The 13,673-nt window shown below is 71.1% G+C and carries 11 protein-coding genes; 7 read left to right on the forward strand and 4 right to left on the reverse strand.

Translation table 11 applies throughout. The features are described 5' to 3' along the window. Window positions 1-136: 136 nt before the first annotated feature. A complete protein-coding gene (locus tag OG766_RS21480; RefSeq protein WP_328725982.1) occupies window positions 137-1,231 on the reverse strand; it encodes a substrate-binding domain-containing protein in 1,095 nt (364 codons plus the stop codon). A 136-nt stretch (window positions 1,232-1,367) separates the two neighbouring features. On the opposite strand from OG766_RS21480, the gene OG766_RS21485 reads away from it, so the two are divergent. After that, window positions 1,368-3,170: a DUF2264 domain-containing protein gene (locus OG766_RS21485; protein WP_328725983.1), complete on the forward strand. Its 1,803-nt coding sequence runs from the start codon at window positions 1,368-1,370 to the stop codon at window positions 3,168-3,170. Here OG766_RS21485 and OG766_RS21490 read toward each other — a convergent pair. Then, window positions 3,133-3,906 (reverse strand): SDR family NAD(P)-dependent oxidoreductase, encoded by a 774-nt coding sequence (locus tag OG766_RS21490; protein ID WP_328725984.1) that lies wholly within the window; start codon window positions 3,904-3,906, stop codon window positions 3,133-3,135. The genes OG766_RS21485 and OG766_RS21490 overlap by 38 nt on opposite strands. Window positions 3,907-4,043: 137 nt before the next feature. On the opposite strand from OG766_RS21490, the gene OG766_RS21495 reads away from it, so the two are divergent. Next, a complete protein-coding gene (locus tag OG766_RS21495; protein ID WP_266381694.1) occupies window positions 4,044-4,934 on the forward strand; it encodes a LysR family transcriptional regulator in 891 nt (296 codons plus the stop codon). Between the two features lie 182 nt (window positions 4,935-5,116). Here OG766_RS21495 and OG766_RS21500 read toward each other — a convergent pair whose 3' ends face one another. Then, complete coding sequence (locus OG766_RS21500; RefSeq protein WP_017949599.1) at window positions 5,117-5,440, reverse strand: WhiB family transcriptional regulator; 324 nt, start codon at window positions 5,438-5,440, stop codon at window positions 5,117-5,119. A gap of 382 nt (window positions 5,441-5,822) precedes the next feature. Between OG766_RS21500 and OG766_RS21505 the strand changes: the two genes are divergently transcribed. From OG766_RS21505 to OG766_RS21520, 4 genes are all read left to right on the forward strand, one after another. Further along, window positions 5,823-6,434: a response regulator transcription factor gene (locus OG766_RS21505; protein ID WP_003948568.1), complete on the forward strand. Its 612-nt coding sequence runs from the start codon at window positions 5,823-5,825 to the stop codon at window positions 6,432-6,434. 356 nt (window positions 6,435-6,790) lie between these two features. Next, window positions 6,791-7,378, forward strand: coding sequence for a sigma-70 family RNA polymerase sigma factor (locus OG766_RS21510; protein ID WP_266381697.1), 588 nt, complete (start codon window positions 6,791-6,793; stop codon window positions 7,376-7,378). Between the two features lie 153 nt (window positions 7,379-7,531). Beyond that, window positions 7,532-9,034 carry an IMP dehydrogenase gene (gene guaB, locus OG766_RS21515; protein WP_328725985.1) on the forward strand — a complete coding sequence of 501 codons (1,503 nt, stop codon included), beginning with the start codon at window positions 7,532-7,534 and terminating at the stop codon, window positions 9,032-9,034. Between the two features lie 105 nt (window positions 9,035-9,139). After that, window positions 9,140-10,267 carry a GuaB3 family IMP dehydrogenase-related protein gene (locus tag OG766_RS21520; protein ID WP_266381703.1) on the forward strand — a complete coding sequence of 376 codons (1,128 nt, stop codon included), beginning with the start codon at window positions 9,140-9,142 and terminating at the stop codon, window positions 10,265-10,267. A gap of 157 nt (window positions 10,268-10,424) precedes the next feature. Here the strand turns inward: OG766_RS21520 and OG766_RS21525 are convergent, their stop codons facing one another. After that, window positions 10,425-11,666: a nucleotide sugar dehydrogenase gene (locus OG766_RS21525; protein ID WP_328725986.1), complete on the reverse strand. Its 1,242-nt coding sequence runs from the start codon at window positions 11,664-11,666 to the stop codon at window positions 10,425-10,427. Between the two features lie 220 nt (window positions 11,667-11,886). On the opposite strand from OG766_RS21525, the gene OG766_RS21530 reads away from it, so the two are divergent. Then, window positions 11,887-13,593: a glycerol-3-phosphate dehydrogenase/oxidase gene (locus OG766_RS21530; protein ID WP_266381709.1), complete on the forward strand. Its 1,707-nt coding sequence runs from the start codon at window positions 11,887-11,889 to the stop codon at window positions 13,591-13,593. Window positions 13,594-13,673: the final 80 nt, after the last annotated feature.

The following is a 13,673-nucleotide window of genomic DNA, read 5'->3' on the forward strand; positions in this document are numbered from 1 at the left end:
GGGCTCCTGGCTCCTGGTGGCCGCGTCGGCACCGGTGGGTGGTGCCGGCGACGGCCGAACGGCGTTGGCCGAGATACTTGAGCCAGACATGAGCGAAGTCAAGAGCGAAAGATTGATTGATCGAAATTTGATCAAACTATGAGCGCGTCGACGCCCCGCACGACTCCCGCACGTTGAGCCGCGGCAGCAGCGTCAGATGCCTCCCCGGCTCGTCCTCGTCCCGCCCGGCCGTCAGCCGTTCCACCAGCAACTGGGCGGCGTGCCGCCCCACATGACGCTTCGGCGGGGCGACCGCCGTCAGCGGTGCGTCGGCCAGCGCCGCGACCTCGTCGTCGTACGCGATCAGTGCCAGGTCCTCCGGTACGCGCACACCCAGCTCGGCCAGCCGCTGCACCAACTGGATCGCGTCGACGTCGTTGTGCACGAGCGCCGCCGTCGCCTCGCCGGACGTCACCGCCGACCGCAGCGCCTGCGCCGCCGCCTCGAAGCCCGCGGGATCCCGCTCGGCCGGCACCGAGTCGATCACCGTGCCCGGCCCGCGCAGCCCGAGCGCGCCCAGCGCCTCCCCGTAGCCGGACCGCACCTCCAGTGCCGTCGGACTGTCCGCGCGCGCCACCAGCAGCGGCGTACGGTGCCCGAGCCCGACCAGATGCCGCAGGGCGAGCAGCACCCCGTGCCGATGGTCGGACGACACCCGGTCCAGCTCGTCGAGCGCGCTGCCGGGGACGGGCCGCCGCTCCAGCAGCACGGCGGGGACCGGCAGCTCGGTGATCCAGGCGCCGTGCTCGGCCGGGTCGTCGGGACCTCGCCAGCCCGGCGCGACCAGCAGCCCCTCCGCGCCCGCCGCCAGCAGCCCCTCCGTGCGGGCGCGGTCCTCCTCCGGGCGGTAGTCGGAGATCCGCAGGATGAGCCGTGCGCCGGCGTGCGCCGCCGCCTCGTGCGCCCCGCGGATCACCTCGGCGAAGTAGTACGTGGACGAGGGCGCGAGCAGTCCCAGGACCAGCCCCTCGCCGCCGCCCTGGCGCTGCCGGGGCAGTCCGTCCCGCTCCGGCCAGGACACCGAACCGTGCACCCGGTCCAGGAGTCCGCGCCCGGCCAGCGCCTCCACGTCCCTGCGCACGGTGACGTGGGAGACCCCGAGCTGCCCGGCGAGATCGGAGACGCGCGCGGTGCCGCGCTCCCGTACCAGGCCCAGCAGTCGGTCATGACGTTCGGCAGCACTCTCGCGCACGGCGGCTGTCCCCCTCGCAGTGATGACTCGCTTCGGTCGCTCGCAGGAAGTCGACCTTAATGCAAGGTGATCGAACGACAAGAGTTTCGATCATTCGCTCTCATTCTATTGACCGTTGAATCACCTGCGGTGAAGGATGCGGAACGTGCCCACGTTGCCCGAAGACCGTGAGCTGAGCCCGTACACCGGCTGGACCCGCGGCCACTGGGAGGCCGTCGCCGACGAACTCCTGCTGGCCGTACGGCCCTACGCCTCGCCCCACCACGGGCTGATCAACCTTCCCGGCCCGCGCCCCAGTGCCTCGGGCCCCAGGTCGGACGGTCTCGAAGGCTACGCCCGTACCTTCCTCCTCGCAGCCCTCCGGGTCGCGGGAGCGCACGGCGACGACCCCCACGGCCACCTCGCCCGGTACGCCGAAGGGCTCGCCTCCGGAACCGGGCACACCGACGGGCACGACCGCTGGCCGCTCATGGCCGACTGCCCCCAGGCGATCGTCGAGTCCGCCTCCGTCGCCCTGTCCCTGCGGCTGACCCGCCCCTGGCTGTGGGACACCCTCGACGACCGCACCCGCCGGCGCGCCGTCGACTGGCTGCTGCCCGCCCTCGGGCCGCCCCCCGTCGACAACAACTGGTGGCTCTTCGGCCTCACCGTCGCCGGATTCCTCCAGGACGCCGGCATCGAGACCGACCTGGCCCGGCGCACCATCGACCGCTCGCTGGCGCGTATAGAGGAGTGGTACGAAGGCGACGGCTGGTACAGCGACGGCGACAACAGGTCCTTCGACCACTACAACGGCTGGGCCCTGCACCTCTATCCCGTCCTGCACGCCCACCTCGCCGGCGACGAGGACCTCCTCGACCGCTACGGCCCCCGGCTGCGCGCCCATCTCGACGGCTACGCGCGCCTCTTCGGCGCCGACGGGTCACCGATGCCGTACGGCCGCTCGCTGACGTACCGCTTCGCCGCCGCGTCCGCCCCGTGGCTCGGCGCCCTCACCGGCCACACCCCGCTCGGGCCCGGCGCCACCCGCCGGCTCGCCTCCGGCGCCCTGCGCCACTTCCTCGACCGGGGCGCCACCGACGACCGCGGCCTGCTCACCCTCGGCTGGCACGGCCCGTACGAACCCGTCCTCCAGGGCTACTCGGGACCGGCCTCCCCCTACTGGGCGTCGAAGGGCTTCCTCGGCCTGCTCCTGCCACCGGATCACCCGGCCTGGACCGGCCGCGAGGAGCGGCTGCCCGCCGAGACCGAGGACGCCGTCACCGCCCTCGCGTCGCCGGGTCTGCTCGTCCAGTCCACCGTCGCCGACGGACTCGTACGGCTGCACAACCACGGCTCCAGCCAGAGCGGTGGGCAGGACGACCCCGGCTACGCGCGCTTCGCCTACTCCACCCGCACCGGGCCCACTACGGAGCCGACCGCGCTCCCCGACAACCACTTCGCCCTGGTCGTCGACGGAAGACCCACCTCACGGGGCCCCGCGGAACCCAGGGGCGCCGGCCCCGGCTGGGCCGCCTCCGCCCACACCCCGTGCCCGGGAGTGCGGGTCCACTCCCTGACACTCGCCCACGGCCGCGCCGAGATCCGCGCCCATCTCGTCACCGGAGCGCCCGAAGGCACCCCCGTACGCCAGACCGGCTGGGCCACCACCCCGGGCGGCCCCACCGCCCAGCTCCAGCCGGTGCACGGCTACGCGGTGCGCACCGCGTCCGCGTCCGGTCCCACTCTCCAGGGTCCGCGCACCCGCACCGCCGCCCTCCACGGCACCACCGGCGGCGGGCCGGACAGCCTCTTCGTCGCGCTCGCCTCGCTCACCGCCGAGCCGGACCCGACGCCCGTCACCGCGCTCGCGGACATCGAGATCACCGGCCGCACCCTCACGGTGACCTGGGGGGACGGAACTACTTCGGTCCGTACTTGCGGCCCGCCCGGGAACTGACCCCGCCGAGCAGACCGCGCGGAGCCAGCTTCACCACGCCCATCAGCGCCTTGTAGCGCGGGTCCGGGATCGACAGCGTCCTGCCACGGGCGAGGTCGGCGAGTGCCGACGACACCAGCTTGTCCGCGTCCAGCCACATCCAGCCCGGGACGTTCTCCGTCCCCATCCCCGCCCGCTGATGGAACTCGGTCCGCACGAACCCGGGGCAGAGCGCCATCAGCCGTACGCCCGTGCCCGCCAGGTCCCGGGCCGCGCCCTGGGTGAACTGCACGACCCACGCCTTCGACGCCCCGTACGTCCCGCGCGGTACGAACGCGGCCACCGACGCCACGTTCACCACCCCGCCCCTGCCCCGGTCGCGCATCGGCTCGGTGGCCGCGGACGTCAGCCGGAGCACGGCCTCGCAGTGCACCTTCAGCATCCGCAGCTCATCGGCCATGGACACTTCGAGGAACCGGCCCTTGTTGCCGAAGCCGGCGTTGTTCACGAGCAGATCCACCGGCCGCCTGCGGTCGGCGAGCCTCTTCTCGACCGAGACGATCCCGTCCTCCTCGGCCAGGTCCGCCGTCAGCACCTCCGCCTCGATGCCGTGCAGGTCGTGCAGCTCGGTCGCCTGCTCCTGCAGCCGCTCGGTGTTCCGTGCCACCAGGACCAGATCGTGCCCGTCCGCCGCGAGACGCCGCGCGAAGGCGGCCCCGATGCCCGCGGTCGCGCCCGTAATCAGTGCTGTCGTCATAGGCGGCACGTTAGTGCCAGGGGTCCGGCCCCGGCCTGTCAGGCCCGGCCCTCGGAACGGTCGCTTCCCCTCCAAGCCTCCTCAAAGCGACCCGCGAACAATTCGCCGGGCCTCCAAGCGTCCCTTATGCTCGAAAAGTGATCGAAGCCCGTCATCTCCGTGTCCTGCGTGCTGTGGCCGCCACCGGTTCCTTCTCCGCGGCGGCGCGTGAACTGGGCTGCACCCAGCCCGCCGTCAGCCAGCAGATGAAGGCGCTCGAAACATCCGCCGGCACCCCGCTGCTGATCCGCGCCGGCCGGGAGATGCGGCTGACCCAGGCCGGTGAGGCCCTCGTGCGCCATGCCGCCGGCATCCTGGCCGGGCTGACCGCCGCGGAGGAGGAGGTCGCCGCGATCGCGGGCCTGCGTGCGGGCCGGGTCCGGCTGGTGTCGTTCTCCAGCGGCAGCTCCACCCTCGTGCCCACCGCACTGGCCGCGCTGCGCGCCGCGCATCCGGGCACCCGCGTCTCCCTCGTCGAGGCCGAGCCGCCGCGTTCCGAGGAGATGCTGCGCGAGGGGGACTGCGATGTGGCCCTGGCCTTCCGTTACGGCGCCGGGGGCACGGAGTGGGAGGACCTCGTCGTACGGCCGCTGCTGAGCGACCGGCTCGTCGGGCTGGTGCCCGAGGGGCACCGGTTGGCGGACTCCGGCTCCCTGTCCATCGCGGAACTGGCGGACGAACCCTGGATCGCCGGGTGTCCGCGCTGCCGCCGCCAACTGGTGGCGGTCTGCGAGGAGTCGGGCTTCACCCCCAGGATCGACTTCGCCACGGACGACTATCCGGCCGTGGTCGGACTCGTCGGCGCGGGTCTCGGCGTGGCCGTACTGCCGGAGCTGGCGCTGGAGTCCGTACTGCCCAAGGGCGCCAGAACGGTGGCGGTGGAGCCGGCCGTCCACCGCGAGATCGTCGCCCTGACCCTGCCCGATCTGGCCCAGGTCCCCACGGTCGCGGCCACCCTGGACCGGCTGGCGCTGGCCGCCGCGCGCTGATCCGCCCGCGGTCGCGCCTGATCCGCCCGTGGTCCCGCCCGATCCGCGCACCCGCCCGCGGTCCCGCGCCGGACCGAACGGTGCGGGACCGCGCACGACAGGGCAGGGGCGGGTCGTGCAGGACCGGCCGGCCCGGGGCCGGACTGTGCAGGAACGTTTCTTCGAAAGGTTGGCGGCTCGATTCAGCCGTGCGGGGCACCTCCCGCGCCACCCGCCGGGATCAGCCGGTGCCGGGCCCGCCCCATGAGCTCCTCACGCTCGTCCTCCGTCAGTCCACCCCATACCCCGTAGGGCTCCCGCACCGCCAGTGCGTGCGCCGCGCACTCCGCGCGCACCGGGCACCGCATGCAGACCTCTTTCGCCGAGTTCTCGCGCGCACTCCTTGCCGCGCCGCGTTCCCCCTCGGGATGGAAGAAGAGTGAGCTGTCTACCCCACGGCATGCTGCGAGCAGCTGCCAGTCCCACAGATCGGCGTTCGGTCCGGGAAGGCGGGAGAAATCTGCCATAGCGCATGTCCCCTTGTAGCCGTGCTGAGTGGATGCCTGAGCTCCGACCGTACATCTACGGTGTAAGTAGATGTAAATATGACTCATTGCGAATCTAGCCACAGACACCAGTAAAAGGGAAGAAATGCCGCTAAATGGGGCATAGCTGCCATGTGACGTGCTGATGAGCTGTGTCGCTCTCCTCCGCTCACGGGTCCTCACGTAGAGTGCCGAAGGTGCCCGGCCCACCCGTAACTCTTTCGAGTGACCGTCGTTGAGAGGGCGGAGGCGGTTGAGAGAACAAGCACTCGGGCAGATGTCCGGGGGCGTTCAACCGCACAGGTGACGATACGTAACCAGCCTGGAGGCTCAAGGTGACGCGCATCAGCTGCGGAGGGCGGCCATGACATCCGTCCTCGTCTGCGACGACTCCCCGCTCGCCCGAGAGGCGCTCCGTCGCGCGGTGGCAACCGTGCCCGGCGTAGAGCGCGTGACGACCGCGGCCAACGGCGAGGAAGTCCTCCGCCGCTGGGGCGCCGACCGCTCGGACCTGATTCTGATGGACGTACGCATGCCCGGACTGGGCGGCGTCGAGACGGTCCGCCGGCTGCTGTCCGCCGATCCCGGCGCCCGGATCATCATGCTCACCGTCGCCGAGGACCTGGACGGCGTCGCGCTCGCCGTGGCCGCCGGCGCCCGTGGGTATCTGCACAAGGACGCCTCGCGCGCCGAGCTGCGGGCCACGGTGACCCAGGCCCTCGCCGACCCGACCTGGCGGCTCGCCCCACGGCGGCTGCGCTCGGCCGAGATGGGCGCCGCGCCCACGCTCACCGCGCGTGAGATCCAGGTGCTCGAAGGCATGAGCCACGGCAGGTCCAACGCCGAGATCGGGCGTGAGCTGTTCCTCTCCGAGGACACGGTGAAGACGCACGCCAGGCGGCTGTTCAAGAAGCTGGGCGCCTCGGACCGGGCGCACGCCGTCGCGCTCGGCTTCCGCTGGGGCCTGGTTCGCTGAGCGGTGCCGGGCGTGGCCGGGACCGCTCCCGGCGGGCGAACCGAAGGGGCGCGCGGCCGTTCGTACGTGCGACGCGCGCCCGGTGCGCCGCCCCACGGGTCCCACTGGTCCCACAGGCATCGTGAGTCCCGCCCGTCACACGGTGGGCGGGGCGGCGGACGAGGTGATGGCGACAGCGGGCGCACGTTTCCCGCGCGATGCCGCATCCTTGAGTTGTGGAGTTCCTCGGGGACGAGTCTGTCGAGCGCAAGGGGAGGGCGCAGGAGATGACTTCCGGCGCACCTGCTCATAACGCTTCGGTGCACAACTATGGACACGGTGCCACGGATCGACGGCAGTCGAGGCACCATGGACCGATGCGTGACGACGAGGCGGCGACCGCCCATGGGGCAATCGGTGCACTCGTTCACCGTGCCGTCGACGGCGACGATCAGGCCACGCACGACCTGCTCGCCCATGTGCACCCGCTCGCGCTGCGGTACTGCCGCACCCGGCTGAGCCGGCTTCCCGGTGATGCCCGTCACTTCGTCGAGGACCTCGCGCAGGAAGTCTGCGTCGCGGTCCTCATGGCGCTGCCGCGCTACAAGGACACGGGGCGCCCGTTCGAGGCGTTCGTCTTCGCGATCGCGGCCCACAAGGTCGCCGATCTGCAGCGGGCGGCCATGCGGCATCCCGGCTCGACGGCCGTGCCCTCCGACGAGATGCCGGAGCGGCCCGACGACTCGCTCGGGCCCGAGGAGCGGGCACTGCTCAGCGACGACGCGGAGTGGGCCAAGAGGCTTCTCGCCAGCCTTCCGGAGAACCAGCGGGAGCTGCTGGTGCTGCGGGTCGCGGTCGGGCTCACCGCCGAGGAGACCGGGCAGATGCTCGGGATGTCCCCGGGCGCGGTCCGGGTGGCACAGCACCGGGCCCTGAGCCGCCTGCGGGCGCTGGCGGAGCAGTAGCGTTGACGGATGACGGCACGCGATGAACCGCACGCCGCGTCCGTACGTACGAACGTACAAAGCTGCTCGGCGATCTTGATCGTGGAATGAGACACCTTCGGATCCCGTTAGCATGGACATCCGCACCGATCAAGGCCATTTGGGGAAGGTGTCATGACTGCCAACGTCGACGGAGTGCCCGAGAAATTCGCGACACTCGGGCTGACCTACGACGACGTGCTGCTCCTGCCGGGCGCGTCCGACATGGCGCCCGACCAGATCGACACCGCCTCGTTCATCTCGAAGAACGTGCGGGTGAACATCCCGCTGCTGTCCGCCGCCATGGACAAGGTCACCGAGTCCCGGATGGCCATCGCCATGGCCCGCCAGGGCGGCGTGGGCGTGCTGCACCGCAATCTCTCCATCGCCGACCAGGCCAACCAGGTCGACCTGGTGAAGCGCTCCGAGTCCGGCATGGTCACCGACCCGGTCACGGTGCACCCGGACGCGACGCTCGCCGAGGCGGACGCCATCTGCGGCAAGTTCCGGATCAGCGGTGTCCCCGTCACCGACGCGGCGGGCAAGCTGCTCGGCATCGTCACCAACCGCGACATGGCCTTCGAGACGGACCGCTCCCAGCAGGTGCGCGACGTCATGACGCCGATGCCGCTGGTCACCGGCAAGGTCGGCATCTCCGGCGTGGACGCCATGGAGCTGCTGCGCCGCCACAAGATCGAGAAGCTTCCGCTGGTCGACGACGCGGGCATCCTCAAGGGCCTCATCACCGTCAAGGACTTCGTCAAGGCGGAGAAGTACCCGAACGCGGCGAAGGACCGGGAGGGCCGGCTCCTCGTCGGTGCCGCCGTCGGTGTCGCCGGTGACGCCTTCGAGCGCGCCCAGGCCCTGATCGAGGCCGGAGTCGACTTCATCGTCGTCGACACCGCGCACGGTCACTCCAAGCTGGTCGGCGACATGGTCGCCAAGATCAAGTCCAACGCCCCCGTCGATGTCATCGGCGGCAACGTCGCCACCCGCGACGGCGCCCAGGCGCTCATCGACGCCGGCGTCGACGGCATCAAGGTCGGTGTCGGCCCGGGCTCCATCTGCACGACGCGAGTCGTGGCCGGTATCGGAGTTCCGCAGGTCACCGCGATCTACGAGGCCTCGCTCGCCGCCAAGGCGGCGGGCGTCCCGGTCATCGGCGACGGCGGCCTGCAGTACAGCGGCGACATCGCGAAGGCCCTGGTCGCGGGCGCCGACACGGTGATGCTCGGCTCGCTGCTCGCGGGCTGCGAGGAGTCGCCCGGCGAGCTGCTGTTCATCAACGGCAAGCAGTTCAAGTCGTACCGCGGCATGGGTTCGCTCGGCGCGATGCAGTCCCGTGGCGAGCAGCGTTCCTTCTCCAAGGACCGCTACTTCCAGGAGGGCGTCGCCTCCGACGAGAAGATCGTCCCCGAGGGCATCGAGGGCCAGGTCCCCTACCGGGGCCCGCTCTCCGCGGTCGTCCACCAGCTGGTCGGCGGTCTGCGCCAGTCGATGTTCTACGTCGGCGGCCGCACGGTGCCGGAGCTGCAGGACCGCGGCCGGTTCGTGCGGATCACCTCGGCCGGACTCAAGGAGAGCCACCCGCACGACATTCAGATGACCGTCGAGGCGCCGAACTACAGCAGGAAGTAGCGCACGCGTTTCGTCAGGGGCGGTTCCGGGGATTCCCGGGACCGCCCCTGACGTGTGCGTCGGGGATACTGGTAGGCGCAGACGTAGAGGGAAAGGCCACACATCGTGACTGAGATCGAGATCGGGCGCGGCAAGCGCGGCCGCAGGGCATACGCCTTCGACGACATCGCCGTCGTCCCGAGCCGGCGCACCCGGGACCCGAAGGAGGTCTCGATCGCCTGGCAGATTGACGCCTATCGCTTCGAGCTTCCGTTCCTGGCCGCTCCCATGGACTCCGTCGTCTCGCCGCAGACCGCGATCCGCATCGGTGAGCTGGGCGGACTGGGCGTGCTCAACCTCGAGGGCCTGTGGACCCGGTACGAGGACCCGCAGCCGCTGCTCGACGAGATCGCCGACGAACTGGACGAGGACGCGGCGACCCGCCGTCTGCAGGAGATCTACGCCGCGCCGATCAAGGAAGAGCTGATCGGACAGCGCCTCAAGGAGGTGCGCGACTCCGGAGTCGTCACCGCCGCGGCGCTGTCGCCGCAGCGCACCGCGCAGTTCTCCAAGACCGTCGTCGACGCCGGTGTGGACATCTTCGTCATCCGCGGCACGACCGTCTCGGCCGAGCACGTCTCCGGTGCGGCCGAGCCGCTCAACCTGAAGCAGTTCATCTACGAGCTCGACGTCCCGGTCATCGTCGGCGGCTGCGCCACGTACACGGCGGCGCTGCACCTGATGCGCACGGGCGCGGCCGGTGTCCTCGTCGGCTTCGGCGGCGGCGCCGCGCACACCACGCGCAACGTGCTGGGCATCCAGGTCCCCATGGCGACGGCGGTCGCGGATGTCGCCGCGGCCCGCCGCGACTACATGGACGAGTCCGGCGGCCGCTACGTGCACGTCATCGCCGACGGCGGGGTCGGCTGGTCCGGCGACCTCCCGAAGGCCGTCGCCTGCGGTGCGGACGCCGTGATGATGGGCTCCCCGCTGGCCCGCGCGACGGACGCGCCCGGCCGCGGCCACCACTGGGGCATGGAGGCCGTCCATGAGGACGTGCCGCGCGGAAAGCTCGTCGACCTGGGCATCGTCGGCACGACGGAGGAGATCCTCACCGGTCCGTCGCACACCCCCGACGGCTCGATGAACTTCTTCGGCGCCCTGAAGCGGGCCATGGCGACGACCGGCTACAGCGAGCTCAAGGAGTTCCAGCGCGTCGAGGTGACGGTCGCGGACTCCCAGCACAAGCGCTGACGCCTGCTGCGACGACGACATGGGGCCCGGCACCACCAAGGTGCCGGGCCCCATGTGGGTTCGTGCCCGGTTTATGCGGCGACCTTCTTGGTGATGGCGAAGCCCTCGTAGCCGGCACACGGGGATTCCCGGGCCGTCCGTCGCGGACCTGGGCAGGTCAGAGGCGGTGTGCCGCGCCTGCCGGGGACGCGCCCCTGGTGTCCAGCAGGATCTGCGCCTTCACCGCGAGGCCCTGCAGGTCGTAGGTGCGGTGATGCTGGAGCAGGACCGTGAGGTCGGCGTTGGCGACCGCCTCGTAGAGGGAGTCGGCGCGCGGGACCGGGCGGTCGTGCACGCGCCAGTCCTGGACGTACGGGTCGTGGTAGCCGACGGAGGCGCCGAGGTCGATGAGCCGCTGGGCGATCTCGGGTGCTGGAGAGCCTTCGAGGTCTGCGAGGTCCGGCTTGTAGGTGATGCCGAGGAGGAGCACCCGGGCCGCGCGGGCCGACTTGCCGTGTTCGTTGAGCAGGGTCGCGCAGCGCTGGATGACGTACTGCGGCATGCGTTCGTTGATCTGTCCGGCGAGTTCGACGAGCCGCAGGGTGCGGTGGGGGCCGACCGTGTCGAGGGGGACGCCGTGGCCGCCGACGCCGGGGCCGGGGCGGAAGGCCTGGAAGCCGAACGGCTTGGTCTCGGCGCAGCGGATGACGTCCCAGAGGTCGACGCCGAGATCGTGGCAGAGCACCGCCATCTCGTTGACGAGGGCGATGTTGACCTGCCGGAAGTTGGTTTCGAGGAGCTTGGCGGCCTCTGCCTCGCGGGGGCCGCGGGCGCGGACCACCTTGTCGCTGACGCGGCCGTAGAACGCCGCCGCCGATTCGGTGCAGGCGGGGGTGAGCCCGCCGATCACCTGGGGGGTGTTGGCGTAGCCGTAGGCGCGGTTGCCCGGGTCGAGCCGGCTGGGGGAGTAGGCCAGATGGAAGTCGTGGCCGGCGCGCAGTCCGGAGCCCTCTTCGAGGATCGGCTTCAGATAGCTCTCCGTGGTGCCCGGCTCGACGGCGGATTCGAGCAGCACGGTCGTGTGCGGCCGCAGCCGGGCGGCCAGCGCCCTGGCGGCGTTGCCGACCGCGCCGAGGTCGGGTCTGCGGTCGGCGCCCAGGGTGGTGGGGGCGCAGATGACGGCCGTGCGGACCCGGCCGAGTTCGGCGGAGTCGGTGGTGGGCCGGAAGCCCCCCGAGAGCATCCGGCGGATTTCGGAGGCGCTGAGCGAACCGTCCACGGGGGGACGTCCTGCGGCGAGTTCGGCGGCGGGGCGGGGGTCGGTGTCGTATCCGACGGTCGCGATGCCCGCGGCTACGGCGGCCTGGGCGAGTGGCAGTCCGAGGTGGCCGAGTCCGATGACGGCGAGGTCTGCGGGCATGGTGGTGAGGCGTCCTTCCCAGTAGCCGAAGGGGACGTGACGCGCAAGTTCTGTGGACAGAACGAGGAGGCGCAATGTCAGACTAGGAGTAAATATGACCGTTATGCGGGATTGTGAGTGTCTGGCTGCCCGAGTGTTGTCCACAGGCGGTGGCTGAAGTCGCGGAGTGCGGACAGAATCATGTGTGTGAGCCCGACCAGTGGGGGCGACGGGAGGCACCGTGAGGACAGCGACACTGGGACCCGCGCAGCGCGCGGAGGCCCTCGCCGCAATGGCAGAGCGTGAGCTGGACGTGCTCGTGGTCGGCGCCGGGGTGGTCGGCGCGGGGACCGCGCTGGACGCCGCGACGCGCGGACTGTCGACCGGGCTGGTCGAGGCCCGCGACTGGGCCTCCGGCACATCGAGCAGATCGAGCAAGCTCATCCACGGAGGGTTGCGCTATCTGGAGATGCTGGACTTCGCGCTGGTGCGCGAGGCGCTCAAGGAACGCGGACTGCTGCTGGAGCGCCTGGCCCCGCATCTCGTGAAGCCGGTGCCCTTCCTCTACCCGCTGCAGCACAGGGGCTGGGAGCGGGCCTACGCCGGAGCGGGCGTCGCGTTGTACGACGCGATGTCGGTGTCCTCGGGTCACGGCCGCGGCCTGCCCGTCCACCGCCACCTCTCCCGGAAGCACGCTCTGCGGGTCGCACCGTGCCTGAAGAAGGACGCCCTGGTGGGCGCCCTGCAGTACTACGACGCCCAGATGGACGACGCCCGCTATGTGGCGACCCTGGTGCGGACGGCCGCGGCGTACGGCGCGCATGTCGCCAGCCGGGCACGGGTCATCGGCTTCCTGCGCGAAGGGGAGCGGGTCGTCGGCGCCCGGGTGCAGGACGTCGAGACCGGCGGGGAGTACGAGATCCGGGCGAAGCAGATCGTCAACGCCACGGGTGTGTGGACGGACGACACCCAGGCCCTGATCGGTGAGCGCGGGCAGTTCCACGTCCGGGCGTCCAAGGGCATCCATCTGGTCGTGCCCAAGGACCGGATCCATTCGACCACCGGACTCATCCTGCGCACCGAGAAGTCCGTGCTGTTCGTCATCCCCTGGGGACGGCACTGGATCCTGGGGACCACCGACACCGACTGGGATCTCGACAAGGCCCATCCGGCCGCGTCCAGCGCCGACATCGACTACCTGCTGGAGCACGTCAATTCGGTGCTCGCCGTGCCGCTCGGCCGCGACGACGTCGAAGGGGTCTACGCGGGCCTGCGCCCGCTGCTCGCCGGTGAGTCGGACGCGACGAGCATGCTCAGCCGCGAGCACACGGTGGCCCACCCCGCGCCCGGTCTGGTCGTCGTCGCCGGCGGAAAGTACACGACGTACCGCGTGATGGCGAAGGACGCCGTGGACGAGGCGGTGCACGGACTGGACCAGCGGGTCGCCGCCTGCGTCACGGAGGATGTGCCGCTGATGGGCGCCGAGGGCTATCGGGCCCTGTGGAACGCGCGCGCGAGGATCGCGGCGCGGACCGGCATCCATGTCGCCCGTGTCGAGCATCTGCTCAACCGCTACGGATCCATGACGGAGGAGCTGCTGGAACTCATCGCGGCCGACCCGAAGCTCGGCGAGCCGCTCGGCGGCGCGGAGGACTATCTGCGCGCCGAAGTCGTCTATGCCGCCTCCCACGAAGGGGCGCGCCATCTCGACGACGTGCTCACACGCCGGACCCGCATCTCCATCGAGACGTTCGACCGCGGCACGCGCTGTGCGCGGGAGTGCGCGGAGCTGATGGCCCCGGTGCTCGGCTGGGACAAGGGGCAGATCGAGAGGGAAGTGGAGCACTACGAGAAGCGGGTGGAGGCCGAGCGGGAATCGCAGCGGCAGCCGGACGATCTGACGGCCGACGCGGCGCGGCTGGGGGCGCCGGACATCGTCCCGATCTAGGATCCAGCGGAATCCCTTCCTCCGGAGCCTTCCTGACACACGGTGGACCCGGGAGATTCGCCAGTGCTGGAGTGAGAGAG

The sequence above is a fragment of the Streptomyces sp. NBC_00259 genome, from assembly GCF_036181745.1.
GTDB lineage: Bacteria > Actinomycetota > Actinomycetes > Streptomycetales > Streptomycetaceae > Streptomyces > Streptomyces pratisoli.

Excerpts from the sequence above, each read along its gene's own strand:
- OG766_RS21505 (WP_003948568.1), top strand. The coding sequence starts at position 5,823 with ATGACATCCGTCCTCGTCTGCGACGACTCCCCGCTCGCCCGAGAGGCG.
- OG766_RS21510 (WP_266381697.1), top strand. The coding sequence starts at position 6,791 with ATGCGTGACGACGAGGCGGCGACCGCCCATGGGGCAATCGGTGCACTC.
- OG766_RS21500 (WP_017949599.1), bottom strand. The coding sequence starts at position 5,440 with ATGGCAGATTTCTCCCGCCTTCCCGGACCGAACGCCGATCTGTGGGAC.
- guaB (WP_328725985.1), top strand. The coding sequence starts at position 7,532 with ATGACTGCCAACGTCGACGGAGTGCCCGAGAAATTCGCGACACTCGGG.
- OG766_RS21485 (WP_328725983.1), top strand. The coding sequence starts at position 1,368 with ATGCGGAACGTGCCCACGTTGCCCGAAGACCGTGAGCTGAGCCCGTAC.
- OG766_RS21490 (WP_328725984.1), bottom strand. The coding sequence starts at position 3,906 with ATGACGACAGCACTGATTACGGGCGCGACCGCGGGCATCGGGGCCGCC.
- OG766_RS21525 (WP_328725986.1), bottom strand. The coding sequence starts at position 11,666 with ATGCCCGCAGACCTCGCCGTCATCGGACTCGGCCACCTCGGACTGCCA.